This is a genomic window from Novosphingobium sp. GW835-FHT14H07, assembly GCF_058793515.1.
Window position 1 is genome coordinate 94,597 of sequence record NZ_JBXAFX010000010.1, and the last position, 26,516, is coordinate 121,112.

The following is a 26,516-nucleotide window of genomic DNA, read 5'->3' on the forward strand; positions in this document are numbered from 1 at the left end:
CGCAAGCTCACCGGGAACCTGTTTCATGTTCGTGATTGTCGGCATCGTCATCCTGCTCGCCATGGTTTTCGGCGGCTTCGCCATCACTGGCGGTGACCTTGGACCGGTCCTGCATGCACTTCCCCACGAGATGCTCATCATCGGCGGGGCCGCCGTTGGCGCGCTCGTCACTGGAAACTCGATGCACGAACTCAAAGGCATCGGCGCTGGCTTCACCAAGACCTTCAAGGGCCCCAAGCACAACAAGCAGGATCACGTAGACGTTATCGTGCTGTGCACCAAACTGATGAAGATCTTGCGCAGCGATGGACCGGTCGCGCTTGAAAGCCATGTCACCGATCCGAAGAACTCTCCGATCTTCGCCGAGTATCCCCGCCTACTGGCCAACCCTGCCCTGACTTCGCTGATCTGCGACACGCTGACCTTGATCGTCGTATCTTCGGGCACGCTGGAAGTGCATGCGGTGGAGGAGGTGATGGATCATGCGATGAAGACGCATTTCCATGAGGAGCACGAAGCCCAGCACGCCATCCAGGGGTTGGCGGATGCGCTGCCGGCGCTGGGCATCGTCGCGGCAGTGCTCGGCGTGGTGAAGACCATGGGATCGATCGACAAGCCGCCGGCCATTCTCGGCGCGATGATCGGTTCGGCGCTCGTCGGCACGTTCCTCGGCATTCTGCTCGCCTACGGGATGGTTGGCCCGATCGCAGGTCGGCTCAAGCAGGTGCTCGAGCAGGACGAGATGATTTTCCAGGCGGTAAAGCAGGTCATCATCGCCAGCCTCCACGGCTGGCCGCAACCCCTCGTCGTCGAAAGCGCGCGCTCCGGTCTGGGGCATGCCTTCCGCCCGGGACTTTCCGAACTGCTCGACGCGATGCGCGGCCGCTAAGGAGCCCTGCACGTGGCCAAGGCACCGACCAAGGGGAAGAACGAACCCCCGAAGCCCATCATCGTCAAGAAGATCACCATCGTTGCCGGTGGGCATCACGGCGGCGCCTGGAAAGTGGCCTATGCCGACTTCGTGACCGCGATGATGGCGTTCTTCCTGCTGATGTGGCTGCTGGGCGCAACCACCGAAAAGCAGCGCAAGGGCATTGCCGACTACTTCACTCCTACACTCGTCAAGATGCGGCAGGGAAGTGCCGGCGGGTATGGCGTACTCGGCGGATCATCGCTGACCGATGTCGACGACTATCCGCATCGCGCCGGCCAGACCGGCAACAAGACCCTGTCGGTGCCCCGCGATGCCACAGGCGGCCCCAAGGAGGGCGGCAGCAAGATCAAGCGCTCCCAGGTGATGAAGGAACGTATCGCCCAGAAGCTCGCGCAATCCGAAAAGCTCAAGAAGCTGGCCCGGCAGGTTCGCATGACCGAGACTCCAGAAGGCGTCCGCCTGGATCTGGTGGACGATGCGGATTTCTCGATGTTCCTGCTGGGCACGACCGTGCTGACGCCTGACGCCGCCGAACTTCTCCGCGCGATCGGCCAGGCCATCGCGCCCGACCCGACCCAGCTGACGATCCGCGGCCACACGGACTCCCTGCCGTGGAAGAACGGCGTGGCCAACAACTGGTCGCTGTCAGCCGGTCGCGCCGAAACGACACGCCAGACATTGATGCGCCAGGGCATTGCCGAGCCCCGCTTCCGCCGGATCGAGGGCGTTGCCGACCGCGAACCGCTGGTGCAGAACAATCCGGCCGACCCGCGCAATCGGCGTATGTCGATTTTGATTACCGGCTGATTAAGCAACAAACTGACACCATCATGAAATATTGGTGAAAGTTCCGGTTGCAAGTGCAACTGCTTCACTGCAGCTTCCTGTCATTGCGGGGTGCGTCGTGCGCAAGCCACGAACCGCAACGCCCAAAGGACAGGGAGTTCAATCCAGATGCGCAAGTTTGCAGCTTTGGCCACCGTATCGGCGGTGGCATTGGCCGGAATCGTTTTTGCCGCCGCGGGGGGCGGGAAGGCCACGGGTTCGGGAGCGGTGCTGCTGCCCGCAACGTCGGGTTCTATTGCCGCAGTTTCAGCCCGGCCCACTGCAGCGGCAGTCGCCGAATCGGCCATCCCCGACAGCTGGATCTGTGTCTTCAAGAAGGGCAGCGTCGCGCCGGGTGCCGAACAGGCCGAGGCCAGCAAGGTCACCGGCAAGGCTGGCGGCAAGATCGGGCACGTCTACCGTTACGCACTGCAGGGCTTCTCGATCAATCTGCCAGCGCAAGGTGCCGCAGCCGTCGCCAAGCACAACCCGAACATCGAGTATTGCGAGGCCGACCAGGTCGCCACCGTGATCGACCCGATCAATGCGTTGGCGAAGCCGGGCGGCGGCGGCGGTTCAACCACCGAGACGACGCCCGCAGGCATCACGCGAGTTGGTGGTGGAGCGGCTTATGCCGGCTCGGGACGGGCATTCGTGATCGATAGCGGCATCTTCCTGACGCATCCCGATCTGAACGTCGACACCGCTCTCAGCCGCAACTTCGTGGCGCGCGAAACCTCGCCGAATGACCTGAACGGCCATGGTACGCACGTAGCCGGTACGATTGCCGCCAAGCTCAATGGCGCCGGCGTCGTCGGAGTAGCAGCCGGGGCAAAGGTCGTCGCGGTGCGCGTGCTCGATCGCCGTGGCAGCGGTGCCTATTCCGATGTCATCGCTGGAGTCGATTACGTCGCCTCGGTGGGCCAAGCGGGCGACGTCGCCAACATGAGCCTTGGCGGACCAGTATCCGACGCACTCGACACGGCAGTGATCAACGCCTCCAACAGCAGCAAGGTCATCTTTGCCCTTGCTGCGGGGAACGAGACCGACGACGCCAACAATCACTCGCCCGCACGGGCCGATGGCCCGTATATCTACACCGTGGCGGCGGTGAACAGCTCGGACACATTTGCCAGCTTCTCGAATTACTCGGTGATCAACGATCCGGTGGACTTTGCCGAACCGGGCGTATCGATCCTCTCGACGTGGCTCAACGGCGGCTACAACACGATCTCCGGCACATCCATGGCGACACCGCACCTTGCCGGTCTTGTCCTCATCGGTGGCCCGCGCAGCGACGGGCGCCTGTCCACCGCAGCGCCGAATGGCGTCAGGTTCCCGATCGGCGTGAAATGATCAGGGTGCCTTGCTGAAACGTCGAAGGGCGGCCCCGCAAGGAGCCGCCCTTCTTCTTTACCGAGGAACGCACGAAGGCCCGGCGGCCTGCGATGGGCCGCCGGGCTTGTGATCACGCCTGGTGGAGACAGGCGGAGGTCATGGCTTAGCGCAGCAGCGACAGCACGTTCTGCTGGCTCTGGTTGGCCTGGGCGATCATCGCGGTCGATGCCTGCGAAAGGATCTGGGCCTTGGCCATCTGCGTGGTTTCGGTCGAGTAGTCGGTGTCCTGAATGCGCGAACGGGCATCCGACAGGTTGGTGATGTTGTCGTTGAGGTTGTTCACCACCGATTCCAGGCGGTTCATGCCGGCACCGAGCGTTGCACGGGCGCTCGAAATCGAGTCCAGCTCGGTGTCAAGCGTGCCGAGGAGCGTGTTCGCCGCCGTTGCGCTGGACACGTCGTACGACCCTGCAGCACCGCCGTTCGCCGAAAGGGTGGTGAGGTCTGCCATGGTCAGGTCGACGGTGTCAGAACCGTTCGCACCGGTCTGAACGGTCACGGTCGCTTGCGAGCCGTCGAACAGCTGAGTGCCATTGAACTTGGTGTTGTCGATGATCTGGCCGATCTGCGCGGTCAGTTCGTCAACTTCCGTCTGCATGTAGGCACGGTCCGTGGCGTCCTGATACGTGCCCGAAGCCGACTGCACGGCCAGTTCGCGGACACGCTGGAGCATGTTCGAAACTTCGTTCAGCGCGCCTTCCGCGGTCTGTGCCAGCGAGATGCCGTCGTTCGAGTTGCGAACGCCCTGGTTCATGCCCTTGATCTGGGCAGTCATGCTGGTGGCAATTGCCAGACCGGCCGCGTCGTCCTTGGCGCCGTTGATGCGCTTGCCGGTCGACAGTCGCTCCATCGCCTGGCCAAGCATCTTGTTGGCCGTGTTGGAGGAGTTCGTCGCCTTCAAGGCGCTGATGTTTGTATTGATAACCGCCATTTTCCATTCTCCGGTAGGGTGGTGTGTCGTTCCCGAAAGGACCGCCGGGTCAGAGGATCGACACGGCTGTCGGGACTAAGACCGGCAAATGGCAGCCGGTTTTAAGTTGCCGCCCGGCAAAAGAATGCCGGACTTAGGTAGTCGCCCTTAGGGTTACCCGTCCCCTTAAAGTTTCAACCTGTTTGTCGGTCCCGCGCGAAAGAAGGTCACAGACAGGATGGTTAACAGGGGTCTTGAAATGATTCGCGATTGCGGGGCACTGCAGTTCACCGAAGCGGCGGCGAAAGCCCACGCAGCGCTTGTCCAGCGCGCAGCTTCGGTGCTTTCGAGCTACGGTGCGGAAGGACAGTCGATGCTGGCTGATGCCTTCGAGGACGCGAAGCTCCCGCCGCGCAAACAGGTGGTGCTGCTGGAGCGTTCGGCTGTGCCAGCGATCGAGCGCCAGCCCGGCAGCCGGACGGCGACCCTGCGATACACCGATGGGGCGGGCGAGGCTGCGCTGTCGGCACTGCTGGCCTGCGCCGCGAAGCCAGGCGCGCCCATTGCCGCCGATCCTGAAAGCCTGTCTGTCCTTGCCCTGGCCGAACGCATCGCCGCCACCGACATCCCCGTCCTGATCAACGGCCCGACCGGCACTGGCAAGGAAGTGCTGAGCCGCTTCATTCACGAACACTCGGCCCGCGCCGACAAGCCGTTCATCGCCATCAATTGCGCCGCCATGCCCGAAGCCATGCTCGAGGCGCTGCTGTTCGGCCACCAGAAGGGCGCGTTCACCGGCGCGAATGCAGCCAGCGAAGGCTTCTTCCGCGCGGCTGACGGTGGCACGCTGCTCCTCGACGAGATCGCCGAGATGCCGCTGACCCTGCAGGCCAAGCTGCTGCGCGCGCTGCAGGAAGGCGAAGTGGTGCCGCTGGGGGCAACGCAGCCGGTAAAGGTGGACGTGCGGGTAATCGCCTGCGCCAACCGCGATCTGCCGCTGGAAGTCGAGGAAGGCCGCTTCCGCGCCGATCTCTATTACCGCCTAAACGTCTTCCCGCTGGCCCTGCGCGCTCTGTGCGAGCGGCCCGACGATATCGCGCCGCTCGCCTTCGCGATGGCGATGCGCCATTCGCAGGTCGCTCCCTGGATTTCCGACGAAGCGCTGGCGATGTTGGCGGCGCATAGCTGGCCCGGCAACGTGCGCGAACTCGAGAACGTGATGCGTCGCGCTCTGGTGCTTGCAGGGAACGCCTCCGTCATCAAGGCTTCGCACATCGTGTTCGATCGCCCTGCCCGCCTGATCAACGAACCGGTTGCGGTTCCTGCCGCGGCCGATGCCAAGCTTTCCAACATCGTGCAGATGTCCGAAGCCCGCGCGATCCTTTCGACGCTCGAGGCCTGCAACGGCAGCCGCGTTGCCGCTGCCCGCCAGCTCGGCATTTCGGAACGCACCTTGCGCTATCGCCTCGCCAGCTTCCGTGAGGCCGGGATTGAAGTGAACGGCCGGTCAGTGGACGGTAGAGCCGTCGGTGGCAGGCGATGAGCGTTTCCGGCATCGGCGGCCGGGCTTCCGGCATCCAGGACATCATGGCGCTGCGCCAGCAGATCATGGAGCGCTCGCAGCTGCTCCAGCAGGTCAAGTCACCCGAAGCGACGCAGGGTGCACAAGGACCACAGGCCAGCACCGGCCCGGCTGGTAGCTTTACCGAGAGCCTCAAGGGTGCGCTCGATAACGTCAACGCCAGCCAGCAGAAGGCAAGTGCGATCAGCGAAGCCTATGAAAAAGGCGAAGTGGTCGACGTGGCCAAGGTGATGCTGGCGCGGCAGGAAGCTGGCGTTGCCTTCGAGGCCACGCTGCAGGTGCGCAACAAGCTGCTGAACGCCTACCAGGACATCATGCGGATGGGAGTGTGATTGAATGGCTGACCTCGTTCCCGCCTCTGGCCTTGCCGCGCCAGCTCCATCCACTTTCGGCGTCCTGACCGATCCCGCAGCCGGAAGCTTCGGGACGCGGGCCAAGGCGTTTCTGGCGCAGCCGCCAGTGCGGCGCACCCTTCCGTGGTTCGCCGGCGTTTCCGCAGCCGGCCTGACCGGCGTGCTGTGGCTGACCATGGCGCCCGCACCGCAGCGCACGCTCTACAGCCAGCTTTCCGACAGCGAGCGGTCCGAAGTTACCGCCAGCCTCGAAAAGGCCAACATCGCCTACCAGATCGACAACGCAACCGGTGCGATCACTGTCGGCGAGGACGACCTATACAGGGCGCGCATGGCCGCCGCATCGGACGGCGCGATCGCGACGCCCGAAACCGGAACGCAGATGCTCGACAAGCTGCCGATGGGCGCGAGCCGGGGGCTTGAGGGCCAGCGCCTGCAGGCCGCGCGCGAGCGCGAGCTTGAGCTGACGATCATGGAGATCGACGGCGTGGAGGCCGTGCGCGTCCATCTCGCCGAACCGGAAAAGTCGGTCTTCGTGCGCGAGAACGTGCCGCCATCGGCCTCGGTCATGGTCAAATTGAAGCGCGGTCGCCAGCTTTCCGAAAGCCAGGTCCGCGCGATCGTCAACCTGGTCGCGGGTTCCGTGCCCGGGCTTTCGATAGACGCGGTGCGGGTCGTTGACCAGCACGGCGCATTGCTCTCCGACCCTTCCGGCCCCGATGGCGACCGGCTCGAGCTCCAGCAGCGCATGGAGGAGAAGCTTCGCCAGCAGGTCGCGCAACTGCTCACGCCGATGCTGGGCGAAGGGAACTTCTCGTCCGAGATCCAGCTCGATCTCGACATGGACCAGGTGACGTCGGCGCGCGAAAGCTATGACAAGCAAGGCGTCGTCCGGCAGGAAACGCAAAGCGCCTCGCAGCAGACCGGCGCCGGCACTGCCCAGGGCGTGCCCGGCGTTACCGCCAACACGCCGCCCCCTGCCACGACTGCCCAGCCCGGCGCCCCGCAAGGAACGCCCGCGGCTGCGGCAACCCCCGGCGCCAACGGCGAATCCAGTTCCTCGCGCACCTATGAACTCGGCCGCGAGGTTGCGGTATCGAACCAGACCCCCGGCAAGATCAAGCGCCTGTCCGTCGCCGTCGCGCTGAGCGCCGAGACCATGGCCAAGGCAAAGCCGCAGGACATCGAGCAGATCAAGCAGCTGGTCAGCGCGGCGGTCGGCGCCGACCCGGCCCGCGGCGATCAGGTTGCCGTGGCCGTCCGTGCCTTCAAGCCCGCAGACGTTGCCCCCGCACCGTTCTGGGAAACGCCGTGGTTCGCCACGATCCTGCGCAATGCCGTGGCGCTGATCGCGGTCCTGCTTGTCCTGCTGCTCGGCGTCCGTCCGTTGATCAAGGCGCTGAAGAAGGAACCCGCGCCGGCCGAAGTGAAGGTTGCAAAGAAGCGCAAGAAAGGTGAAGCGACGGGCGACGAGGACGAGGACGCCAGAGAGGCCGAAGAAGGGGCGATCGAGGCTGTCACCGCTGATGAAGTCGCACAGGCAATCCAGCCCGCGCAAGATCCCGAAACGGGCGTCGTCGATGCCGAGGCACTGGCCCGGCAGGTCAGCCTTGCCCAGCGGCTTGTCGTCGAAAAGCCCGACAGTGCGCTGGTTGCCCTCAAGCAGATGCTGAAAGAGCCTGAAGAGGAAGGTGCCAGCGCATGAGCGATCTGATGGAAGCCCCCGCCATTTCCGATCCCGAACGCGCAGCCGTCATGGTCATGCTGCTGGAGGACGATCAGGCCGCGAAGATTCTTGCGCAGCTGGAGCCCGCAGAACTTCGCCTGCTGGGCGAAAAGATGTGTGCGCTGGGCGAGATCGGCCCGGTTGCAATCGCACAGGCGATTGCCGGCTTTGTCGAGAAGACCGAGCGACTTGGCCTGATCGCGCACGATCGCGTCGGACAAGTGCGCTCGCTCATGACTCGCGCCGTGGGCGAGATAAAGGCAGACAGCCTGATGCAGCGCATCCTGCCTGACGACCCCTCGCGCACGCCCAGCATCGAGCTTGCCAGATGGCTGACTCCGCAAGTGATCGTGCCTCTGATCCGTGACGAGCATCCCCAGGCGATTGCCGTGCTGCTGGTTCAGCTGGATCCGGAAGTGGCCGCGGCTGTCCTGCATGGCTTGCCCGACGAGGTGCAACCGCAGGTCGTCCACCGCATCGCCACGCTCGGACCGGTTGCACCCGAAGCCATCGCGATGCTCGAGGAAATGCTGCACCAGCGTATCGGCGAACGGCACGGCCAGGGCGCCTTTGCCATGGGCGGGCCGCGCGAAGCGGCCGACATCATCAACGCCTCCGTCCGGGCGGTCGAAAAGCGCGTCATGCCCGAGATCGCCAAGCAGGATCGCCAGCTTGCCAAGGCGATCGAGAACGAAATGTTCAAGTTCGAGCACCTCTTCGCGCTCGACGACAAGTCGATGGGAGCACTGCTGCGCGAGGTAGACAGCGATACGCTGATCGCCGCGCTCAAGGGCATTCCCGAAGAGCAGCGCGAATGCTTCTTCCGCGCCATGTCGAGCCGTGCTGCGGACGGCGTGCGCGACGAGATTGCCGCGCGTGGCCGGATGAAGATGGCCGAAGTGATCGAGGCGCAAAAGGCCATGGTCACGGCAGCCCGCCGTCTCTCGGCCGAAGGCGTGATCGTGTTCGGCGCGGGCGACGACGACTATGTCTGACAGCTTGCGGGCGATCTCGCTGGCGGACCTTGGGCAAGTGCCCACAGGTTTCGCGCGTGATCGCCGCTTCTTCCGCGAATTTGCAGCGCCCGAACCGGAACCTGTCATGGTGCCGGTGGAAGACGAGCGCGAGCCGCACGACCCTATCGCGGAGGCGTGGGCCGATGGCTATGCCAAGGGTCTGGGCGAGGCGCAGGAAGCCGCTGCGCAGCTCATTGCCGAACAGGAAGCAGCGCGTCAGAAGATCGAATTCGCGCTCGGCAAGCTGGATGTGGCGATGCAGACCGAACTGCAAGACCGACTGCGCGAGACGGTGATCGCCTTGTGCGAGGCTGCCATTGCGCCTGCGGCCCTTGACCCCGACGCGCTGACCCGCCGGGTCGAAGCGGCCGCCACCATGCTCGCCCGCGCCGAAGACCAGCGCGTGATACGGCTCCATCCCGAAGACCTTGCCCTGATTGCCGCGCGATTGCCGGAAGACTGGCACTTCGAACCCGACGCTTCGCTCGAACGCGGCGCTCTGCGCGTGGAAGGCGCGACCGGCGGAGTCGAGGATGGACCTGAACAATGGCGCCGGGCCATCCATGAGGCGCTCCGCCAATGCTGATGGGACCCACTTTCTCCGTGCTCGACCGGGCGCTGGATTCCCTGGCACTGTGCGAACCCGACTTCACGCCTGCGCGCTATGGCTTGCTGGCCGCGTGTGATGGCGGAATGCTTGAAGTGTCGGGGCTTTCGGTCCCCATTGGCACGCAATGCCGCATCGCTCATGGGTCGGGATCGCTGACGGCAGAGACCATCGGCTTCCGCAATGGTCGTACCTTGATGATGCTTCTGGGCGATCCGGTGCTGCTGCGCCCCGGCGCCAGGGTAAGGCCCGAAGGCCGCCCCGGGATGGTGCCGGTAGGCGAGGCTTTTCTCGGCCGCGCGATCGATGGCGAGGGCAAGCCGATTGATGGCATGGGGCCGATCCACAACCGCCGCGAATGGCCGGCAGGCGGCATTCGGGCCGCCGCGCTCGACCGCTCGCCAGTGCGCGAGAGCTTCGATACCGGCGTGCGCGCGCTCAATGCGCTGACGACCTTCGGCATCGGCCAGCGTATCGGCATCATGGCGGGATCAGGCGTCGGCAAGTCGGTGCTGCTCGACATGATCGCGCATGGCGCCGAGGCCGAGATCGTCATCGTCGGCCTGATTGGCGAACGTGCACGAGAAGTCTCCGACTTCGTCGAGCGGCACATGCAGGGCTCCAAGCGCGAACGCTCCGTCGTTGTCGCGGTCCCTGCCGACCATGCGCCCAACTTGCGCATACGCGGCGCGATGATGGCGACGGCGCTCGCCGAATACTTTCGAGCCCAAGGCAAGCGCGTGCTGCTGATCATGGACAGCCTGACGCGTGTGGCCCACGCGGGCCGTGAAATCGCGCTGCTGCTGGGCGAACCGGGCGCGGCGCGCGGCTATCCGCCCTCGGCCCTCGCGACGATCACCAAGCTTGTCGAGCGCGCCGGCAATTCGGCGGAAAGCGGCGGGTCGGTGACGGGGCTCTACACGGTCCTTGCCGATGGCGACAACCAGGACGATCCGGTGGTCGACACCGCGCGTTCGATCCTCGACGGACACATCGTGCTCTCGCGCGATCTGGCGCAGCGTGGGCAATACCCGGCCATCGACATTGCGGCATCCTTGAGCCGCGTGATGAACGACATCACTGCACCCGAGCACCAGCGCGCCGCCCGCACCTTCCGTGCGCTTGTGGCAAGTTACGAGGCCAACCGCGATCTGGTCCTGATGGGCGCCTATCGCAGCGGGGCCGATCCCCAGCTCGACAGGGCCATCGCCATGCATGAGGCGCTGACCGGGTTCATCAGCCAGCCGCAGCGTGAAGTCGTGTCGATGGCGGCAAGCGTCGCCGCGCTCAGCCAGCTGATCGGTGCATGAAGGCTGAGCGCGAGCGCCTGGCGCGCCTGAAACGGCTTGAGCGCATCCGGGACATCGCCCGCCAGACCGCGCTCGCCGAAGCGGGCAAGGCCGAGGGCACGCTGGCGCAGTTGCAGGGGCTGGCAGACAGGACTCAACGTCTTTCGACGGAGTACGCCGCCCGCACCGATGCGCGCGACGCGCACGGGTTGCAGCAATTGCGGCAGTTCGTGGCCGGACTCGACCGGATCACGTCGGGCACACGCGCCGATGCCGATGCTGCGCGCAGGATCGCCGATGCCAAGGCGCAGGAGGCCGCCGCCGCAGAACGTCGGCGCGCCGCCGTGGAAGAGCGCGCCGAGGCGCAGGAGCGTCTGATCGCGCGCAAGGTGGCATCCGCAACAACACCTACTACCGGCAAAAGGCAATCTGGCACGGGTCTTGAATAAACACGGTTAACGCACCGCCACGGAGCCTTGCTGATGTTTGATCTTGCCGCCCTTTCCCAGCCGACAGCCGCTCCTGCCCTGCAGGCTGCGCCGTTGCAGAATGGCGGAAATGCGCCGGAATCGGCGGATGGCATCACTGCTGCCCCTGGTATTGCCTTCGATGCACTCCTTGCCATGCAGTTCACCCCGGCAGAACCGGCAGACGCGCCCTTGCCGGAAAGCGGCAAGATCTTGCCGGATGCGGCAAAGCTGCTCGCCGCCTTGCCGCAAGTGCGCCCGGCCGATGTGCCGGTGAAAACTCAGCCCGCAACGCCGCGGACCGATGCCGAGTACGCCGAAGACGACTTCCGGGATGTACCGGAACTGCCGGACGCCGCTCTGCCAGACGCGGCCCTTATCGCTGCGCTCTTCGCCGCGCCGGATCGCCTGGTGCCGGCCGAGGGTACCGGTGCCCGCCCTTCAACTGAACTCCCTCGCGCAACCGTTGCCTCGGCGGCGCCAGCACCGACTGCACCCCAATCCCCCGCTCAGACAGCAATTGCGCTGGCCCGCACTGCACAGATCGAACTGACGACAGAGCCGGAGGCGGCTACTGCCCCGGTCCAGCCCGAAGCGGTCGCAGCCACGCCGACCGCGCAGATCATGGCCGCACGTCAGGTTCGCCAGAACAAGTCAACGGGCGCAGAAGGTGAAACTTCCGAAGCATCGGCGCAGCCTGCCTTGGTTGCCGGTGCGAAGCCACTTATGGACAGCGAACGGGCCGAAACACCGCGCGTCGAAGCGACCAGTACCACGAGCCTGCTCGCGGACCGTTCCCTCCCAACGCCAGACAACACTGCCCCGTCGTCGGTCCGCCACGAAGCCCGCAGTGAGCGCGTCGATTTCGCCGCGCTGGTCGACAATCTGGCCCGCGCTCGCGAGGAAGCCTCGCCGCGTGCCGTGACCGCGTCGATCAACCACGCCGAGTTCGGCCGGGTCACCCTGCGCTTCGACCAGGGCGAGGATCGCGGCATGTCGGTGGCGATGACCAGCGCCGATCCCGGCTTTGCGCGCGCGGTCAGCGCCACTGCCGAAGCAGCGCGCACCTCCGGCGAAAGCGCCGGCCAGAACCATCAGCCGCAAGCGGATCCGCGCACGCAGGGCGGCCAGGGCGAAAGCCAGCGCCAGCAGCCGCGCCAGGCCGAGCAGGCTCCGACCCGACCATTCTCCGGCAATGGCACTTCGTCCCGCGAGGAAGAAGCGCCCCGCCGCCGCAGCGACGATCGCGGCATCTACGCCTGATCCTGATCCCCATTTCCTGAGAGAACCCCGATGAGCGACAAGAGCGACAAGGAAGACAAGCCCAAGAAGAAAAAGGGCGGTGGCATGATCATCAAGATCGTCGGCGCTGTCGCACTGCTGGGCGTCGGCGCGGGCGGCGTGTTCGGACTGGTTGCTGCCGGCATCATCGGCGGCGGCACGCATGAAGTCGTCAAGGTGGACAACAATCCCAAGCTGGTGCGCAAGGGCGAGGAAGACCCCTACGCCCCGGTCGCCAAGGAAGGTGAAGGCGAAGGCGGGGCTGGCGAAACCGATGGTGAAGGCGGCAGCGAGTTCCGCACTGTCTATTACAACTTCGCCGAAGACTTCACCTCGAACCTGAAGAACACCGATGCGCTGCTGCAGGTGAACATCTCGGCCTCCACTCGCCGCGACTATCGCGTGGTGCTGTGGATGAAGAAGCACGAGCTGGCAATCCGCTCGGCGCTGCTCATCGCCATTGCCGATACGCCCGAGGAAGAGGTCATCAGCCCGGAAGGCAAGGCACGCCTGCAGAAGCGCCTGACTGCCGCGATCAACAAGGTCCTCACCGAGAACGAAGGCTTTGGCGGCGTCGACAACGTCTACTTCAAGACCTTCATCGTTCAGTAAGTCTGGCATCGTCCAGCAAGCCGGAAAGCTCCAGCGCCCCATGAAACCAGAACGCGCCTTCATCGCCGAACGTGCCATTGCCCGGCACGATCCGGCCCTGCTGCGCCCCGGCCCCAGCGCCGCGGAACTGATCCCGGCGCTCACCCGGATGAGCGAACGCTTGGCCAAGGCGGTGCGCGGGGCGCTCGTCCCCCTTCTCGGCGGAGCCGAACCGCAGATCAATCCGATGAAGCCGATGGACACGGACTTTGCCGATTTCTGCTCGGAAATCCCGCGACTTGCCGCCAACAGCCTGATGCACATCGGCAGCGCCCCCTTCATGGTCACCGTCGAAGGCGAGAACGTGCTGCGCCTGGTCGACCGCGCTTTTGGCGGTCCCGGCGATACCCCTTCGTCGCTGCCGAAGGAATTCCCGCTTTCTGCCGAGCTGATGATCGGCCGGATCGAACAGCTCGTCGCCTCCGCGCTCACCGTCGCATTGGGCGGCAGTGGCGGTCCAATCCGTGCGGTGCGGCGCGATGCCAGCCTTGCCCAGCTTCAGGCGATGCCCGATGCGACCAGGGTTGCCGGACTGACGCTGAACGTCGTCGAGCAGGGACGGATGCCCTGGGCCATCTCGATTGCCTTCCCGCACGATACGCTTGGCCTGATGTTCGCCCACGGCGATGCCAAGCGCCCCACCAAGCCCCGGCGCGGTCCGGCGCAGCCGACCGACGCCCCCTTTGCCGACCTGCCGGTCGAGCTTGCGGCGGTGCTGGTCGACATGCGGCTCCCGCTCGCGGTCGTCTCGGGCCTGCGCATCGGACAGGTCCTGCCCGTGCCGATCGCACGCAACGTGCCGGTCAAGGTCGGCGACAAGACTTACGCCACCGGCACTATCGGCGCGCTCGAAGACCGCGTCGCCATCCAGCTCAACCAGCTTTCCTGATTTCCCGAAGAGGCCCTGACCCCATGACCTTCCAGCCCCGCGGTTTCGATTTCCTCAAGGACGTGGACGTTCGCCTGACCGTCGAACTCGGCCGCACATCGATGAAGCTGAAGGACGTGCTCGGCCTTACCGAGGAGTCCGTGGTCATGCTCGACCGCCTGACCGATGAACTGCTTGACGTAATGGTCAACGGCAAGCTGATCGCGCGCGGCGAAGTGGTTGCACAAGGCGACCGCTTCGGCCTCAGGATCGTCGAGCTTGCCGGCAGCGAGCCCGAGGAAACCCCTGCGGCCCCGGCGAAGAAAGCCGCCAAGGGGGATGTCGCCTGATGTTCTGGTACGTCCTCAAGCTCCTGGTGCTGCTGCCGCTGATCGGCGGCCTCGCCTGGGCCAGTCTCAAGTTCGCCAAGCGCATGGAAGGCCGCTTCATGGCGGGCAGCGCGCCCAAGTCGGTGCGCATCGTCGAGACGCAGATGCTCAGCCCCACCCTGCGGCTTGCCGTGATCGAGTTTCACGGCCGCGAGATTCTCGTTTCTGCCGGCAAGAACGGCCTCGTCCGCCTTGCCGAAGCCCCGGCGCGGCCGAGGGTGGAAGCGGAGGACGCACAGTGAAGCGCCTTTTCGCGATCCTTGTCACGACGCTGACACTGCTGCCGCATTACGCGATGGCACAGGCTGCCGGCCCCGCCCCAGCCCAGCAACCGGCCGCAATCTCAGGCGCGCTTGACCGCGCCTTCGGGCAAATGGCAGGCGCACAGAGCGGCGGCTCGCTGTCGCTGTCGTTGCAGCTGCTGCTCATCATGGGCCTGCTGACGATCCTGCCGTCGCTGATCCTGATGATGACCAGCTTCACCCGCGTGCTGGTTGTCCTGTCGATCCTGCGCCAGGCCATGGGCCTGCAGCAATCGCCGCCCAATCAGGTGCTGATCGGCCTGTCGCTGTTCCTCTCGCTGTTCATCATGGGCCCGACGCTCGACAAGGTGAACGCCAACGCCATCCAGCCCTATTCCGCCGGGCAAATCGGTGCCGAGCAGGCCTTCGTTGCCGGCGGGCGCGAATTTCACGCCTTCATGATCCGCCAGACCCGCGAAACCGACCTGCGCATGTTCTCGGAAATGGCACGGGCGCCCAAGTTCGCGACTCCGGCCGACGTGCCCTATTCGATCCTGCTCCCGGCCTACGTGACGAGCGAACTCAAGACAGCCTTCCAGATCGGGTTCATGCTGTTCCTGCCCTTCCTTGTGATCGACCTCGTCGTCTCCTCGGTGCTGATGAGCCTGGGCATGATGATGATGAGCCCGACGATCGTCTCGCTCCCGTTCAAGCTGCTGCTGTTCGTCCTCGTCGATGGCTGGGCGCTGCTGATGGGCAGCCTTGCGGCCAGCTTCGGGTAAGGGCGATGGAAGACACTGCCTCCCTCCTCGCGCTGGCCGACCGGATGCTGTGGATCACCGCACTGGTGGCCGCGCCGATCCTCATTGCTTCGCTCGCCGTCGGCCTCGTCGTCGGCGTGATTCAGGCGGCAACTTCGGTCAACGAACAGACGCTGACCTTTGTACCCAAGCTTGCCGTCACCGCACTCGTGCTTGTGCTGTTCGGTTCGGCCATGCTCGGCCTCGTCGGGGATTTCACCAAGGAAATCTTTGACCAGATCGCCATGACCGGAAAAGGCTGATCCTGTGCTGCAGCTGAACTTCGGCTTTGGCGCGCTGGAGGCGGACTTCTGGCGCTGGCTGTTCGTGATGACACGCATTGCCGCCGCCATGTTTGCAGCGCCGCTGTTCGGCACCGGCACCGTGCCTTACCAGATCCGCATCGTCGCCTCGGGCGCGATCGCGATGCTGGTGTGCGGCTGGACCCCGGTTGAAGCGCCGACCGCGCTGCTTTCGATCAATGGCCTGCTCAGCGCGGCCAACGAAGTCCTGATCGGCCTTGCCATGGGTTTTGCCCTGCAGCTTTCCTTTGCCGCGCCTACGCTTGCCGCCGAAGTGATCGGCGGCGGCATGGGCATGTCCATTGCCACCACGGCCGACCCGGTCAGCGGCGCGCACTCCCCGGCGATGGGCCAGTACTTCGCCGTCGTTCTCACCGTGATCTTCCTCGGCACCGGCGCGCACCTCAACTGGATCGCTCTGCTGGTCGACAGCTACCGCACCTTCCCGCCCGGCACGTCGTGGCTGGCGGCCAACCGCATCGACCTGATCGGCCAGTTCGCCACGCAGATGTTCGTAACCGCGATCCTCATCGCCTTGCCCGTCACGTTGATCCTGCTGCTGGTTCAGGTGACCACCGGCATCATCAGCCGCTCGGCCCCTAGCCTGAACCTGTTCTCGCTCGGCCTGCCCGCAGGCGTGCTTGCCGGCCTTGCCGCCATGATCGCCGCCGCCCCGATGCTGACCGACGTGATGGTCGAGATCTCCGCCACCGCCGTCACCAATGCCGGCGCGCTGGTCCTGAAGTAGGAGGCGGGGATGGCCGAGCAGGAAGGCGAAAAGACCTTTGCCCCGACAGAGAAGCGCAAGAAGGACGCCGCCAGGAATGGCGATGTCTTGCGTTCGAAGGACCTGGCAACCGCCGTCGGCGTGCTGGTAGGCGCGGTTTGGTTGAAGTTCGCGGGGCCGTGGATGATGGACGCCCTGCAGGACACGCTGCGCGCCTCGTTTACGCTCGATCGCGCGGCTATCGAGGACTTCGCCCCGGCAAAGCTGCTGACGGGCGCAATGGTTGCCGTCCTGCCGCCGGTTTTCCTGCTCGGCCTGATGGTGCTGGCCGCTTCGGTCTTTTCACAGATCGGCCTGTCCGACGGGCGCTGGATCCCTGCCAATCTCGCGCCCAAGGCTTCGCGCATCAATCCGCTGTCGGGCCTGAAGCGCATGTTCGGCCCGCAAGGCTGGATCGAACTGGCCAAGGGCCTCGCCAAGCTCGTACTGCTTGGCTCGATTGCATACTTCTGGGCGTCAGGGCGCATCGCGGCGATCGTCGGCCTCGGCCAAGGCAGCATCCACGGCCAGCTTGTCACCGCGTGGGATACGATCACCTCGCTTGCCTTCGCGCTTGCGTCCGGGCTGATCGTGATCGCCCTGATCGACTTCCCGATCCAATGGGTCCGCCGCTTCCTGCGTCTTCGCATGACACTGCAGGAAGTGAAGGACGAGCACAAGGAAGCCGAAGGCTCGCCCGAGAAGAAGGCCGCCATCCGCAACAAGCAGCGTCAGCTGGCGATGGGGGCGATGCAGCAGGCGATGCAGAAGGCGCAGTTCGTCATCACCAACCCGACGCACTTCTCGGTCGCCATGGTCTACGACCCCGACCTTGCCCCCGCGCCAGTCGTGCTGGCCAAGGGACGCGGCGAAAAGGCGCTGGCCATGCGCGAACTGGCAGCCGAACTCGGCGTTCCTACGCTCGAACTGCCGCCGCTTGCCCGTTCCGTGTACTTCACCACGCGCGAAAACCAGATGATCCGCGAGGATCTTTATGCCGCCGTCGCGTCGGTCCTGGCCTTCGTGCTCTCGCTCAAGCGGGGCGATCAGGTGCAACTGCCCGCCATCGACTTGCCGGTCCACATGCGGTTCGACGCAGATGGCCGCCCCGAAGCGGTGATCGACCTTAAGACCGCATCAAGGCAGCCGTCCTAACAACCATGGCAACGACCACATCCTCCACGGCATCCACGTCCGCCACGGCGCAGATCGTCTCGGCGCTGGGCGCGGGTAGTGGCATCAACACCGCACAGCTTGCCGAACAGCTGGCGGCTGCGCAGTTCGCAACACGGATCGATCAGCTCTCGGCAAAGACCGAGAAGCTCGAAGCCCAGATCTCCAGCGCGTCGAACCTCAAGTCCCTTATCAGCACGCTATCGTCATCGATCGGCACGCTGATCCGAACCGGCGATCTGGCGGTGAAGCCCTCGATCTCGAACAGCAGCGTGGCGACCGTGAGCAAGGGCACGTTGAGCGGCAGCGGCACCTACAGCCTGGAAGTGACTTCGCTTGCCAATGCGCAAAAGCTGGTGATGCCGGCCTACGCCTCGTCGACCTCGACGGTGGGCGAAGGCACGTTGACACTACGCTTCGGCACCGTTTCGGGCGGTGCATTTACTGCGGATGGCGCGCAGGACGCCGTTGACATCAACGTCCCGGCCGGAGCGACGCTTGCCGATGTAGCCACTGCCATCAACGCTTCGCGCGCTGGCGTATCGGCCTATGTCGCCAACGGTTCTGCCGGCGCGCAACTCGTGATCAAGGGCAAGGAAGGCGCGAACAGCGGCTTTATCATCGAGGCAAGCCCGGCGGTCGGCGGCGAAGCGCTTTCGGACCTTGCGTGGACACCTGCGACGAACACCACCCAGCTCAAGTCGACCGCAACCGATGCTGCCTATTTGCTCGACGGTGTGGCCTATACGGGTACGAGCAACACGATCAATGACGCGCTCCCCGGCCTCAACCTCAAGCTGACGGCAACGAACGTCGGCAATCCGGCAACGATCAGCTTCAGCGATCCATCGTCGGGCATTGCCACGGCGATGAGCGACCTCAAAGATGCGCTCAATGAAGTTGCCTCGCAGCTCAACCAGGCCATGAACAAGGACACGGGCGAGCTAAACAACGACCCCGGCGCCCGCGCACTGCGCAACGCGCTGATGTCGCTCGCCGGTCAGAAGATCATGGTCAATGCCGCACCCGGCGCTCCGTCAACCCTGGCGGACCTGGGTCTCAAGACCGAGCGGGACGGCACTTTCAGCCTTGATGCGGATCGCCTGAACCAGACGCTCAAGAACTCGCCCCAGGAAGCCGGAGCGATGTGGACGACCGGCATTTTCGGCGTTTTTGCAGCGATCGACAAGATCGCGCGCAATGCCAATTCAACGACCGGAATCTCGCTGGGCAGTTCCGTCACGCGCAACACAGCCCTGCAGAAGACGCTGGCCGACCGTTCCGCCACCCTTGCCGAAAAGCAGGAGACGTTGCGCCAGCAGCTCGTCACCCGCTTTGCCGCCATGGACACGCGCGTCAGCGGTTCGCAATCCACCCTGTCCTTCCTGAAGGCCCAGATCGAAGCCTGGAACGCATCGAGCAACAACTGATATGCTGCACCATCGAAAAGACCCGACCGAAGCCTATCGCCGCGTTGATTTCGACGCCCGTGTTCGCGGTGCCGATTCACGCCAGCTGGTGGACTTGTGCCTCGAACAGGTCATCGGCTCGGTCGGCCGCGCCGTCCATGCGCAGGAGCGTGGCGACAACGCCGCCAAGAGTGCAGCGCTCACACGTGCAATCTCCGCTCTTACCGCGCTGCAGATGGGCGTGGACCTGGCCAATCCAACCGCCGGCGCGCTGATCCAGCTGTATCAATCGGCCCGCAATGCGATCCTCGATTGCGTGACGCGTTTCGATGCGCGCACGCTACAGGCCATCCGACAGGATTTCACCGAAATCCGCGAGGCCATGCTGCGCAGCATCCCGGCCTGATACCGGTTCTCGGCCGCTAGCCGTCAAGAAAAGGCCCGGAACCTTGTCGGTTCCGGGCCTTCCTCACCTGCGCGGACGGGGACGGACCGCGCAGGATCTCCAGGACATGGTTCCTACCCGATGTTGCAGGCTGCGATCAGCGCCTCGCCCAGACCATCGAGGTCAAGCTCGCTCTCGGCCGCGCCGGCATCGATGGCGGCAGCCGGCGCTTCGGCGACCAGCGCCGACTGACGCGCCTGGGCAAAAGTCTTGCACCCGTTATCGCGCATCAGCTTCAGGCCCTTGGCGCCGTCGGCGCCCATGCCGGTCAGGATCGCGCCTGCCGCCGGCACTGAACCGCGCGCGATCGAACCGTAAAGCAGATTGGCCGAAGGCCGCATGCCATCCACCGGATCACGATCGATCAGGCGCAACTTCGCCGGAGTGCCCGGCTCTATCACCACGTGACGTTCGGGGTCATATGCAATGTGGATGGTGCCCTGCGTCAGGGGCGTGGCGTCCTTGGCCGCCTTGACGCTGCACTTCAGCTCGCCGTCCATGCGCTTGATGAACGTCTCGACAATGCCTGGCTCGGCGTTGAGGGCAATCACCGTGGGAGGGCACTTTTCGGGAAAATAGGAAAGCAGCTGGGTCAGGGCGTCGATGCCGCCCATCGAAGCGGAAAGCGCAAGAAGGTGTCCGTTCCATTCGAAGTGCGCTTCAGCCTGCTTGTGTTCGCGTGGCGCCTTGCGGTCCTTCACGTTGCTGTTTGCCGCCGCCAGCACGATCTTGCCGAGCTTGCCCACGGTCTTGCTGAACTGTTCGGGCGTTGCCTTGAGCGGCTTGGGAAAGCACTCGACCGCACCCAGTTCATATGCCTTCAGCGACGTCTCGGTTCCGGCTTGGGTCAAGCTGGAAAGCATGACCACCGGCAAGGGGTTGGAGCCCATGATCTCTTCCAGGAACTCGATGCCGCTCATGCCGGGCATCTCGACGTCGAGCGTCACCACGTTGGGTCGCAGTTCCTTGATCTGTTCACGCGCTTCGGCCGCATTTGCCGCCGCGCCGATCACGGTCACGTTCTTGGACTGATCGAGGATGTCGGAAAACAGAGCCCGCATTGCTGCGGAATCATCGACTACAAGAACACGGGCTTCGTGCATTTCAAGAGAAACCTTCCAAGGCGCTGTTTCGCCTCGGTTCGTTCTACGCGCGAAGCACCATCAATTCATGTTCCGGCCCTTACGTATCTCACCGTAGGCCCGGCGAAAGCCCGCCTTTTCCCTCGTGCTCTATTCCGGAAGACCAGTTGCCGCGTCGGGTCTCCCCGGTCGGCCCAACCGAGCCGGAGGAAGAGCATCTCCATGACATCGATCACCCTGCCAGAGCGCTGCGACCGCGCCGCTGCCGAAGCCTTGTTGCCCGAAATGCTGGCAGCGCTGGGATCCGGCCCGCTCGAGATCGATGCGCGCGAGTGCCGGCAGATCGGACAGGCCATGCTGCAACTGCTGGTGAGCGCCCGCCAGACGGGTGACGGCGCGGTGATTCTCCCTTCCGATGCCCTGAGCGAAGCCGCCGCGCTGACCGGGCTCGCTGACGAACTCTTCTCGGGAGTGCTGGCATGACCGCCGACGAAATCCAGGCGATCTTCTTTGCCGAATGCGAAGAATCGCTGGCCGCAGCCGAACAGGGTCTCGCCGCTTGCCGCGAAGGCACCCAGGACAGCGATACCGTCAACGCCGTGTTCCGCGGAGTCCATTCGATCAAGGGCGGCGCGGGGGCGTTCGGCTACGTCGCGCTGCAGGGCTTCACCCATACCTTCGAAACGCTGCTGTCCGATGTGCGCGACGGCACCGTGCCGATTACCGGCCCGCTTACCGACCTTCTCCTGCGTGCGCTCGATACGCTGAGCGATCATGTGACTGCCGCGCGCGATGGTACCGAGCCCCCCGAGGACGGCGCGCTCCAGGCTGAACTTACCGCAGCAATGGCTGCCAATGCCGGTGTCGCCCCTGCCGCAGCTCCGGCGCCAGCCCCGCAGCCCGAGCCGGCAGTCGCCGTCGAGCCGATTGCCGTCGAAGCATCAAGCGACGACGGCGACGATTTCGACTTCGATCTCGATGCCCTGCTTGACGACATTTCAGGCGAAATCACGCCAGAAGCCGGGCCTGCCCCTGATGTCGAAACGACGCAGGAACGGTGGCACATGCGCCTTCGCCCCCACAGCGGCGCGATGCGCAATGGCAGCGAGCCTCTGCTGATGCTGCGCGAAATGGCGGCTCTGGGCGGCCGGTGCGAAGTCTGCGACGTTTCCTCGGTCCCACCACTCGATTCCTTCGATCCCAGCCGCGGCTACCTCGGCTGGGCGTTCAGCTTTCCCTCAAACGTTGCCGAAGCCAGCATCCGCGACATCTTCGACTTCGTCGGCGATGATTGCTCGCTGGCGTTCGGAGCCGACGCGGAGATGCCGCCGGTGCAGATAGCCGAGTCTGCGCCGCCGTCACCTGCGGCACCGCAGACCCCGGCTCCCGTCGCCGTCGAGGCACCGGCGCCTGCCCCCGTTTCAAGCGCTCCCGCCGCTGCCGAGGATGCTACGCCATCGCGCGCCGCCGCCTCGACCAGTTCGGCACCGCCCGCGCCCCCCGCTCCGGGTCAGTCCATCCGCATCGAACTTGGCAAGCTCGACAAGCTTATCGATGCTGTCGGCGAGCTCGTGATCGCGCAAGCCATGATGGCGCAGCGCCTTGCCGGACAAGGCCTCGCCGTTGCCGAGGAGATGGCGATGATCGAGGGCCTGACCCGCGACATCCAGGAATCGGCCATGTCGATCCGTGCGCAGCCGATCGGCTCGGTCTTCAGCCGCGTGCCGCGCATCCTGCGTGAACTGTCGTCCACCACGGGCAAGCATGTCCGCCTGGAAGTATCGGGCGAAAGCACCGAACTCGACAAGACCGTGATCGAGCGTCTGGGCGAACCTTTGACCCACCTCATCCGCAACGCCGTGGACCATGGCATCGAACCGGCCGACGAGCGTATCGCTGCGGGGAAGGCCGCCGAGGGCACGCTGACCCTTTCGGCCGAGCATCGTTCCGGCCGGATTCTCATCCGCATTGGCGACGACGGCAAGGGCATCGATCGCGAGCGCGTCTTTGCCAAGGCCGTCGAAAAGGGCCTGATCGCACCCGATGCCATCCTGTCCAAGGAAGAGATCGATCTGCTGATCTTCGCCCCTGGTTTCTCCACCGCGCAACAGGTCTCGAACATTTCAGGTCGCGGGGTCGGAATGGACGTGGTCCGCCAGAACGTGAAGGACCTTGGCGGGCGCATCACGATTGATTCCGAACCGGGCAAGGGCACGACATTTACCCTGACCCTGCCGCTCACCCTGGCCATCTCGGACGGCATGGTCGTCAACGTCGGCGACCAGACGCTGGTCGTGCCGCTCGCGAACGTTGTCGAAAGCCTGCGCCCGGAACCGCATGAAGTGCAGGGCCTTGGCGCCAGCCGCAGCATGATCAACGTGCGCGGCAGGTTCATTCCCGTCATCTCGCTGGCCCATTCGGTCGGCGCGGCGCAAGCCGTCAGCGACCCGCGCGAGGCCGTGCTCATCGTGGTCGAAACCGAGGGCGCAGGCCGAGCCGCGCTGATGGTCGATGCCATCTGTGACCAGCGCCAGGTCGTGATCAAGAGCCTAGACACCCATTACCGGTCTGTCGAAGGCGTCGCCGGGGCTACCATCCTGGGTGATGGCCGGGTTGCCCTTATCATTGACGTGGACGGGCTGGTCTCGCGCAGCCTTTCATCGGCCTCATCCGCTGCCATGGCCGAAGCCGCATGAGCCTGATGGATGTTCTTGACGCGAGCATGCCGGGGGTCAGCCCCGGAGTGTTCGACGAGGCCGATTTCCGCGCGATCTCGGAGATCGCCCATGCGGAAGCCGGCATCGTGCTGCCGCCGGGCAAGGCCATGCTGGTCTATTCCCGCCTTGCGCCGCTGGTGCGCGATTCCGGATGCGTCACATTCGGGGCCTATGTCCTGCGCATCCGCGAAAACCTTGCCGAACGGCAGAAGGCCATCTGCGCGCTGACCACGAACCACACCTTCTTCTATCGCGAGGCACATCACTTCGAGCATTTCGCCAGCGATGTCCGACCCGAATACGTCGATAGGCTCCAGCGCGGCGGCAAGGTCCGCCTGTGGTCAGCAGGCTGTTCGAGCGGTGAGGAGACCTGGTCGTTGCTGATGACGCTGCTGGGCGAAGACTCCGGGGCTGGCCACGCCATTGCCCGACGAGATCTGCGGCTGCTCGCCAGCGACATCGCAAGTCACGCGCTCGCCAAGGCCCGTGCCGCGACATACCGCGCCGAAGATCTCAAGCCTGTTCCCGAAGCCCTCCGCCGTGCCTGGACGCGCACAGCGGGCGATGAATGCACCATCGATCCGGCGGTGCAGCAGATCGCGCGCTTCCGGTCACTGAACCTGCTTGGTGACTGGCCGATGCAGGGGCAGTTCGACACCATCTTCTGCCGCAACGTGATGATCTATTTCGACGGCCCGACCAAGGAACGTCTGGTCGCCCGTTTCGCCGAAAAGCTCGCGCCCGGCGGCTGGCTGTACATCGGTCATTCCGAGCGGGTTACCGGCCCGGCTCTCGACCAACTCTCCACCATGGGACCAACCATCTACCGCAAGAGGGCTGCATGACAATTCGCGTCGTCATCGTCGAGGATTCGCCCACCATGCGCGCGATCCTGATGAACCGGCTCGGCAAGGAGCCCGATATCGAAGTCGTCGCCGCCGCTGCGAATGCCGCCGAAGGCCGGCAGATGATCCGTGAACTGGACCCGGACGTGGTCACGCTCGACATCGAGATGCCCGGCATGAACGGCCTCGATTTCCTCGCCAAGATCATGGAACTGCGCCCGACCCCGGTGATCATCGTGTCCGGCTCGACGCAGGAAGGCAACGAGATGACCGCCCGCGCGCTCGCGCTCGGCGCCGTCGATTGCTATGCCAAGTCGGGTGGCGGGCACGGGCTGGACGACGCAGGCCGGCTTGCCGGCATGATCCGTGAAGCCGCGAAAGTGCAATTCACCGCGCGCGCCCCACAAACGCGCCGCGTCGCCAGCGAAGCGCGCGGATTGCTGGCGGATCGCCCTGCCCTGATCGCCATCGGTTCTTCGACCGGCGGCGTCGAAGCGCTGCAGACCGTGCTTTCGGGTTTCCCGGCCGACTGCCCGCCCACGCTGATCGTCCAGCACATCAACGCGCGCTTTGCCCCCGCCGTCGCGCGCACGCTCGACCAGTCCTGCCCGCCGCGCATCGTCGTCGCCGAACCCGACATGCCGCTCAAGGATGGCCACGTCTATCTCGCCCCCGGCGACGATCGCCACCTCTCGGTGGGCGGATCTTCCACCTTGCACTGCAAGCTGCGTTCCGGCGCCCCGGTTTCGGGCCACCTGCCGAGCGTCGACGTATTGTTCGAATCCGTGGCCAAGACTGTCGGCCCTCGGGCAGTGGGCATTCTGTTGACCGGCATGGGTGCCGACGGAGCGCAGGGCCTTCTCGCCATGGCGCAGAGCGGCGCGCGCACCATTGCCCAGGACGAGGCAACCTGCACCGTGTTCGGCATGCCCCGCGCTGCCATCCATCTCGGCGCTGCCCGGATTGTCGCCCCCCTCGGTGCAATCGCGCGCCACGCTTTCAGCAAGGCCGCCTGAAATGAGCTTCGAAACCCCCATTCCCGGCGCGCCGCCGCTCGAACGGGTAACGGTCATGCAGGGCCAGGCGCTGGCAAGCGGCAGCCCCTCTATCGAGTACTCGACCGTGCTGGGCTCTTGCGTGGCCACCTGCCTCTATGATCCGGAGGCGCGGATCGGCGGCATGAACCACTTCCTGCTGTCCGAGCCGCCCGCCAACGCTACAGGCACCAAGGTCGACGAGCACTACGGCGTCTACCTCATGGAGCTGCTGGTCAACGAGATGCTCGCCCGAGGCGCCCGCAAGGGCAACCTCAAGGCGCACCTCTATGGCGGCGCGAACGTCAATCGCAACATGATGCGCATCGGCTCGATGAACGCCGATTTCGCGCGCGAATTCCTCCGTCGTGAAGGCATTGCGCTCCTGCGTGAGGACCTGGGCGGCACCCAGGCGCGCCGCGTCGATTTCCGCCCGGCATCGGGCCAGGTCCGCCACCGCACTGTGGAAGACCGGTTCGCGCCACCCGTCCAGCCCACCCCGCGCCCGGCACTTGCTCGTGGCGATGTCGAACTGTTCTGATCTTCGAGAAGCGAGTCCCATCCATGAGCAACACTACCCGGATCCTTACCGTAGACGACAGCCCCTCCATGCGGGCGCTCCTCAACCATGCCCTGTCGGGGCACGGTTTCGACGTATCGCAGGCCGAGGACGGCATGGCCGCGCTCGACTGGCTGGCCATGAACGAGGTCGATGTGGTCATTACCGACATCAACATGCCGCGGCTTGACGGCTTCGGCCTCATCGAGCGCCTGCGCGAGGGCAGCCGCCACCGCGATCGCCCGATCCTCGTGCTGACGACCGAAAGCTCGGACGAGAAGAAGGCTCGCGCCCGCGCGGCCGGTGCGACTGGCTGGATCGTCAAGCCGTTCGACCCGGAAAAGCTCGTCGCCGCCGTCCGCCGCGTCTCCCACTGAACCCTGCTGGAAGGAACCAGACATGTTGCGTGAACTGATCACCTTCGAGGTTGAAGGCCAGGTCTTCGGCCTCGACATCATGGCCATCCGCGAAATCCGCGCCTGGTCGCCCACCACGCGCCTGCCGCGCGTGCCGCACTATGTCGCAGGCGTCGTGAACCTGCGCGGCACGGTCCTTCCGGTTGTGGACCTCGCCGCCCGACTCGGCTGGCGCGCCACCGAAGCAACGCCCCGTCACGCGATCATCGTTACCCAGCAGGGCGCACAGATCTCAGGCTGGATCGTCGATTCGGTCAGCGACATCGTGACCATCGACAGCGAAGCGCTCCAGCCGCCGCCGCCGACCACGGCAGGCGATACGGTGGTGCCCTTCCTTGAAGGCCTCGCCGCGATCGAGGACCGCATGGTCATGGTCCTGAACCTCGCCGCCCTTTCCGATGGCGCCCAGATCGCCGAAGCAGCCTGACCC

30 protein-coding genes are annotated in these 26,516 nt (G+C 65.1%); 28 read left to right on the top strand and 2 right to left on the bottom strand.

Annotated elements, in window-relative coordinates; genetic code table 11:
• The first annotated feature begins 25 nt into the window (after positions 1-25).
• The 3 genes from motA to AC1Q5P_RS11370 all read left to right on the top strand — a co-directional run bounded on the left by motA (position 26) and on the right by AC1Q5P_RS11370 (position 3,115).
• Positions 26-889 carry a flagellar motor stator protein MotA gene (gene motA, locus AC1Q5P_RS11360; RefSeq protein ID WP_039336172.1) on the top strand — a complete coding sequence of 288 codons (864 nt, stop codon included), beginning with the start codon at positions 26-28 and terminating at the stop codon, positions 887-889.
• Between the two features lie 12 nt (positions 890-901).
• The gene (locus tag AC1Q5P_RS11365) at positions 902-1,741 is read left to right on the top strand and encodes a flagellar motor protein MotB (protein WP_193827650.1); all 840 of its coding nucleotides are present in this window, start codon (positions 902-904) and stop codon (positions 1,739-1,741) included.
• Between the two features lie 147 nt (positions 1,742-1,888).
• A complete protein-coding gene (locus tag AC1Q5P_RS11370) occupies positions 1,889-3,115 on the top strand; it encodes a S8 family serine peptidase (RefSeq protein ID WP_082013425.1) in 1,227 nt (408 codons plus the stop codon).
• Between the two features lie 145 nt (positions 3,116-3,260).
• On the opposite strand, the gene AC1Q5P_RS11375 is transcribed toward AC1Q5P_RS11370, so the two are convergent.
• The gene (locus tag AC1Q5P_RS11375) at positions 3,261-4,088 is read right to left on the bottom strand and encodes a flagellin N-terminal helical domain-containing protein (protein WP_039336176.1); all 828 of its coding nucleotides are present in this window, start codon (positions 4,086-4,088) and stop codon (positions 3,261-3,263) included.
• Between the two features lie 238 nt (positions 4,089-4,326).
• Here AC1Q5P_RS11375 and AC1Q5P_RS11380 point away from each other — a divergent pair, with 238 nt between their 5' ends.
• The 18 genes from AC1Q5P_RS11380 to AC1Q5P_RS11465 are packed head-to-tail and all read left to right on the top strand — an operon-like array spanning position 4,327 to position 19,394.
• The gene (locus AC1Q5P_RS11380; protein ID WP_039336178.1) at positions 4,327-5,610 is read left to right on the top strand and encodes a sigma-54 interaction domain-containing protein; all 1,284 of its coding nucleotides are present in this window, start codon (positions 4,327-4,329) and stop codon (positions 5,608-5,610) included.
• Positions 5,607-5,981 carry a flagellar hook-basal body complex protein FliE gene (gene fliE, locus AC1Q5P_RS11385; protein WP_039336180.1) on the top strand — a complete coding sequence of 125 codons (375 nt, stop codon included), beginning with the start codon at positions 5,607-5,609 and terminating at the stop codon, positions 5,979-5,981. The genes AC1Q5P_RS11380 and fliE overlap by 4 nt, the downstream gene beginning before the upstream one ends.
• 4 nt (positions 5,982-5,985) lie before the next feature.
• The gene (gene fliF / locus AC1Q5P_RS11390) at positions 5,986-7,707 is read left to right on the top strand and encodes a flagellar basal-body MS-ring/collar protein FliF (protein WP_492518988.1); all 1,722 of its coding nucleotides are present in this window, start codon (positions 5,986-5,988) and stop codon (positions 7,705-7,707) included.
• Positions 7,704-8,723: a flagellar motor switch protein FliG gene (gene fliG, locus AC1Q5P_RS11395; protein ID WP_492518989.1), complete on the top strand. Its 1,020-nt coding sequence runs from the start codon at positions 7,704-7,706 to the stop codon at positions 8,721-8,723. Before fliF ends, fliG begins: the two co-directional genes overlap by 4 nt.
• On the top strand, positions 8,716-9,330 hold the full coding sequence (locus AC1Q5P_RS11400) for a FliH/SctL family protein (protein ID WP_039336182.1): 615 nt from the start codon (positions 8,716-8,718) through the stop codon (positions 9,328-9,330). The genes fliG and AC1Q5P_RS11400 overlap by 8 nt, the downstream gene beginning before the upstream one ends.
• Positions 9,324-10,661 (top strand): FliI/YscN family ATPase, encoded by a 1,338-nt coding sequence (locus AC1Q5P_RS11405; RefSeq protein ID WP_193827647.1) that lies wholly within the window; start codon positions 9,324-9,326, stop codon positions 10,659-10,661. Before AC1Q5P_RS11400 ends, AC1Q5P_RS11405 begins: the two co-directional genes overlap by 7 nt.
• Entirely contained in the window at positions 10,658-11,089 is a 432-nt protein-coding gene (locus AC1Q5P_RS11410) for a hypothetical protein (protein WP_039336183.1), read from the top strand. The genes AC1Q5P_RS11405 and AC1Q5P_RS11410 overlap by 4 nt, the downstream gene beginning before the upstream one ends.
• A 33-nt stretch (positions 11,090-11,122) precedes the next feature.
• Positions 11,123-12,370 (top strand): phosphotransferase, encoded by a 1,248-nt coding sequence (locus tag AC1Q5P_RS11415; RefSeq protein ID WP_492518990.1) that lies wholly within the window; start codon positions 11,123-11,125, stop codon positions 12,368-12,370.
• Positions 12,371-12,400: 30 nt separating this feature from the next.
• Positions 12,401-13,000, top strand: a complete 600-nt coding sequence (locus AC1Q5P_RS11420; RefSeq protein WP_039336187.1) for a flagellar basal body-associated FliL family protein — start codon at positions 12,401-12,403, stop codon at positions 12,998-13,000.
• 40 nt (positions 13,001-13,040) lie between these two features.
• On the top strand, positions 13,041-13,928 hold the full coding sequence (locus tag AC1Q5P_RS11425; protein ID WP_062345857.1) for a FliM/FliN family flagellar motor switch protein: 888 nt from the start codon (positions 13,041-13,043) through the stop codon (positions 13,926-13,928).
• A gap of 23 nt (positions 13,929-13,951) precedes the next feature.
• Positions 13,952-14,257 (top strand): flagellar motor switch protein FliN, encoded by a 306-nt coding sequence (fliN, locus tag AC1Q5P_RS11430; RefSeq protein ID WP_193827644.1) that lies wholly within the window; start codon positions 13,952-13,954, stop codon positions 14,255-14,257.
• Positions 14,257-14,538 (top strand): flagellar biosynthetic protein FliO, encoded by a 282-nt coding sequence (locus tag AC1Q5P_RS11435; protein ID WP_039336193.1) that lies wholly within the window; start codon positions 14,257-14,259, stop codon positions 14,536-14,538. Before fliN ends, AC1Q5P_RS11435 begins: the two co-directional genes overlap by 1 nt.
• 53 nt (positions 14,539-14,591) lie before the next feature.
• Positions 14,592-15,320 carry a flagellar type III secretion system pore protein FliP gene (fliP, locus tag AC1Q5P_RS11440; RefSeq protein ID WP_052242576.1) on the top strand — a complete coding sequence of 243 codons (729 nt, stop codon included), beginning with the start codon at positions 14,592-14,594 and terminating at the stop codon, positions 15,318-15,320.
• Between the two features lie 5 nt (positions 15,321-15,325).
• Positions 15,326-15,601, top strand: a complete 276-nt coding sequence (locus AC1Q5P_RS11445; RefSeq protein WP_039336195.1) for a flagellar biosynthetic protein FliQ — start codon at positions 15,326-15,328, stop codon at positions 15,599-15,601.
• A 4-nt stretch (positions 15,602-15,605) separates the two neighbouring features.
• The gene (gene fliR, locus AC1Q5P_RS11450; protein WP_492518991.1) at positions 15,606-16,388 is read left to right on the top strand and encodes a flagellar biosynthetic protein FliR; all 783 of its coding nucleotides are present in this window, start codon (positions 15,606-15,608) and stop codon (positions 16,386-16,388) included.
• A 9-nt stretch (positions 16,389-16,397) separates the two neighbouring features.
• Positions 16,398-17,561, top strand: coding sequence for an EscU/YscU/HrcU family type III secretion system export apparatus switch protein (locus tag AC1Q5P_RS11455; protein WP_492518992.1), 1,164 nt, complete (start codon positions 16,398-16,400; stop codon positions 17,559-17,561).
• 5 nt (positions 17,562-17,566) lie between these two features.
• On the top strand, positions 17,567-19,009 hold the full coding sequence (fliD, locus tag AC1Q5P_RS11460) for a flagellar filament capping protein FliD (RefSeq protein WP_492518993.1): 1,443 nt from the start codon (positions 17,567-17,569) through the stop codon (positions 19,007-19,009).
• 1 nt (position 19,010) lies between these two features.
• Positions 19,011-19,394, top strand: coding sequence for a flagellar export chaperone FliS (locus tag AC1Q5P_RS11465; protein WP_039336200.1), 384 nt, complete (start codon positions 19,011-19,013; stop codon positions 19,392-19,394).
• A 113-nt stretch (positions 19,395-19,507) separates the two neighbouring features.
• On the opposite strand, the gene AC1Q5P_RS11470 is transcribed toward AC1Q5P_RS11465, so the two are convergent.
• Positions 19,508-20,536, bottom strand: a complete 1,029-nt coding sequence (locus AC1Q5P_RS11470; RefSeq protein WP_492477373.1) for a chemotaxis protein CheB — start codon at positions 20,534-20,536, stop codon at positions 19,508-19,510.
• Between the two features lie 201 nt (positions 20,537-20,737).
• On the opposite strand from AC1Q5P_RS11470, the gene AC1Q5P_RS11475 reads away from it, so the two are divergent.
• Genes AC1Q5P_RS11475 through AC1Q5P_RS11505 form a run of 7 tightly spaced genes read left to right on the top strand, consistent with a single transcriptional unit; the run spans position 20,738 to position 26,513 of the window.
• Positions 20,738-20,998 carry an STAS domain-containing protein gene (locus AC1Q5P_RS11475; RefSeq protein ID WP_052242570.1) on the top strand — a complete coding sequence of 87 codons (261 nt, stop codon included), beginning with the start codon at positions 20,738-20,740 and terminating at the stop codon, positions 20,996-20,998.
• Positions 20,995-23,211 (top strand): chemotaxis protein CheA, encoded by a 2,217-nt coding sequence (locus tag AC1Q5P_RS11480; RefSeq protein WP_492518994.1) that lies wholly within the window; start codon positions 20,995-20,997, stop codon positions 23,209-23,211. The genes AC1Q5P_RS11475 and AC1Q5P_RS11480 overlap by 4 nt, the downstream gene beginning before the upstream one ends.
• On the top strand, positions 23,208-24,077 hold the full coding sequence (locus tag AC1Q5P_RS11485) for a CheR family methyltransferase (protein ID WP_039336206.1): 870 nt from the start codon (positions 23,208-23,210) through the stop codon (positions 24,075-24,077). Before AC1Q5P_RS11480 ends, AC1Q5P_RS11485 begins: the two co-directional genes overlap by 4 nt.
• Positions 24,074-25,093 carry a protein-glutamate methylesterase/protein-glutamine glutaminase gene (locus AC1Q5P_RS11490; RefSeq protein WP_039336208.1) on the top strand — a complete coding sequence of 340 codons (1,020 nt, stop codon included), beginning with the start codon at positions 24,074-24,076 and terminating at the stop codon, positions 25,091-25,093. Before AC1Q5P_RS11485 ends, AC1Q5P_RS11490 begins: the two co-directional genes overlap by 4 nt.
• A gap of 1 nt (position 25,094) precedes the next feature.
• Positions 25,095-25,652, top strand: a complete 558-nt coding sequence (locus AC1Q5P_RS11495) for a chemotaxis protein CheD (protein ID WP_052242571.1) — start codon at positions 25,095-25,097, stop codon at positions 25,650-25,652.
• Between the two features lie 23 nt (positions 25,653-25,675).
• Positions 25,676-26,047, top strand: coding sequence for a response regulator (locus AC1Q5P_RS11500; protein WP_082013426.1), 372 nt, complete (start codon positions 25,676-25,678; stop codon positions 26,045-26,047).
• A 22-nt stretch (positions 26,048-26,069) separates the two neighbouring features.
• Entirely contained in the window at positions 26,070-26,513 is a 444-nt protein-coding gene (locus AC1Q5P_RS11505; RefSeq protein ID WP_039336209.1) for a chemotaxis protein CheW, read from the top strand.
• The last annotated feature ends 3 nt before the right edge of the window (positions 26,514-26,516 follow it).

Coding starts and splice junctions, on each gene's coding strand:
- fliN (WP_193827644.1), top strand. CDS start 13,952: ATGACCTTCCAGCCCCGCGGTTTCGATTTCCTCAAGGACGTGGACGTT.
- fliD (WP_492518993.1), top strand. CDS start 17,567: ATGGCAACGACCACATCCTCCACGGCATCCACGTCCGCCACGGCGCAG.
- AC1Q5P_RS11425 (WP_062345857.1), top strand. CDS start 13,041: ATGAAACCAGAACGCGCCTTCATCGCCGAACGTGCCATTGCCCGGCAC.
- fliP (WP_052242576.1), top strand. CDS start 14,592: ATGGCACAGGCTGCCGGCCCCGCCCCAGCCCAGCAACCGGCCGCAATC.
- AC1Q5P_RS11455 (WP_492518992.1), top strand. CDS start 16,398: ATGGCCGAGCAGGAAGGCGAAAAGACCTTTGCCCCGACAGAGAAGCGC.
- AC1Q5P_RS11505 (WP_039336209.1), top strand. CDS start 26,070: ATGTTGCGTGAACTGATCACCTTCGAGGTTGAAGGCCAGGTCTTCGGC.
- AC1Q5P_RS11370 (WP_082013425.1), top strand. CDS start 1,889: ATGCGCAAGTTTGCAGCTTTGGCCACCGTATCGGCGGTGGCATTGGCC.
- AC1Q5P_RS11405 (WP_193827647.1), top strand. CDS start 9,324: ATGCTGATGGGACCCACTTTCTCCGTGCTCGACCGGGCGCTGGATTCC.
- AC1Q5P_RS11420 (WP_039336187.1), top strand. CDS start 12,401: ATGAGCGACAAGAGCGACAAGGAAGACAAGCCCAAGAAGAAAAAGGGC.
- motA (WP_039336172.1), top strand. CDS start 26: ATGTTCGTGATTGTCGGCATCGTCATCCTGCTCGCCATGGTTTTCGGC.
- AC1Q5P_RS11410 (WP_039336183.1), top strand. CDS start 10,658: ATGAAGGCTGAGCGCGAGCGCCTGGCGCGCCTGAAACGGCTTGAGCGC.
- AC1Q5P_RS11465 (WP_039336200.1), top strand. CDS start 19,011: ATGCTGCACCATCGAAAAGACCCGACCGAAGCCTATCGCCGCGTTGAT.
- AC1Q5P_RS11380 (WP_039336178.1), top strand. CDS start 4,327: ATGATTCGCGATTGCGGGGCACTGCAGTTCACCGAAGCGGCGGCGAAA.
- AC1Q5P_RS11495 (WP_052242571.1), top strand. CDS start 25,095: ATGAGCTTCGAAACCCCCATTCCCGGCGCGCCGCCGCTCGAACGGGTA.
- AC1Q5P_RS11435 (WP_039336193.1), top strand. CDS start 14,257: ATGTTCTGGTACGTCCTCAAGCTCCTGGTGCTGCTGCCGCTGATCGGC.
- AC1Q5P_RS11375 (WP_039336176.1), bottom strand. CDS start 4,088: ATGGCGGTTATCAATACAAACATCAGCGCCTTGAAGGCGACGAACTCC.
- AC1Q5P_RS11480 (WP_492518994.1), top strand. CDS start 20,995: ATGACCGCCGACGAAATCCAGGCGATCTTCTTTGCCGAATGCGAAGAA.
- AC1Q5P_RS11500 (WP_082013426.1), top strand. CDS start 25,676: ATGAGCAACACTACCCGGATCCTTACCGTAGACGACAGCCCCTCCATG.
- fliE (WP_039336180.1), top strand. CDS start 5,607: ATGAGCGTTTCCGGCATCGGCGGCCGGGCTTCCGGCATCCAGGACATC.
- AC1Q5P_RS11415 (WP_492518990.1), top strand. CDS start 11,123: ATGTTTGATCTTGCCGCCCTTTCCCAGCCGACAGCCGCTCCTGCCCTG.
- fliG (WP_492518989.1), top strand. CDS start 7,704: ATGAGCGATCTGATGGAAGCCCCCGCCATTTCCGATCCCGAACGCGCA.
- AC1Q5P_RS11485 (WP_039336206.1), top strand. CDS start 23,208: ATGAGCCTGATGGATGTTCTTGACGCGAGCATGCCGGGGGTCAGCCCC.
- AC1Q5P_RS11445 (WP_039336195.1), top strand. CDS start 15,326: ATGGAAGACACTGCCTCCCTCCTCGCGCTGGCCGACCGGATGCTGTGG.
- AC1Q5P_RS11470 (WP_492477373.1), bottom strand. CDS start 20,536: ATGCACGAAGCCCGTGTTCTTGTAGTCGATGATTCCGCAGCAATGCGG.
- AC1Q5P_RS11475 (WP_052242570.1), top strand. CDS start 20,738: ATGACATCGATCACCCTGCCAGAGCGCTGCGACCGCGCCGCTGCCGAA.
- AC1Q5P_RS11490 (WP_039336208.1), top strand. CDS start 24,074: ATGACAATTCGCGTCGTCATCGTCGAGGATTCGCCCACCATGCGCGCG.
- AC1Q5P_RS11400 (WP_039336182.1), top strand. CDS start 8,716: ATGTCTGACAGCTTGCGGGCGATCTCGCTGGCGGACCTTGGGCAAGTG.
- fliF (WP_492518988.1), top strand. CDS start 5,986: ATGGCTGACCTCGTTCCCGCCTCTGGCCTTGCCGCGCCAGCTCCATCC.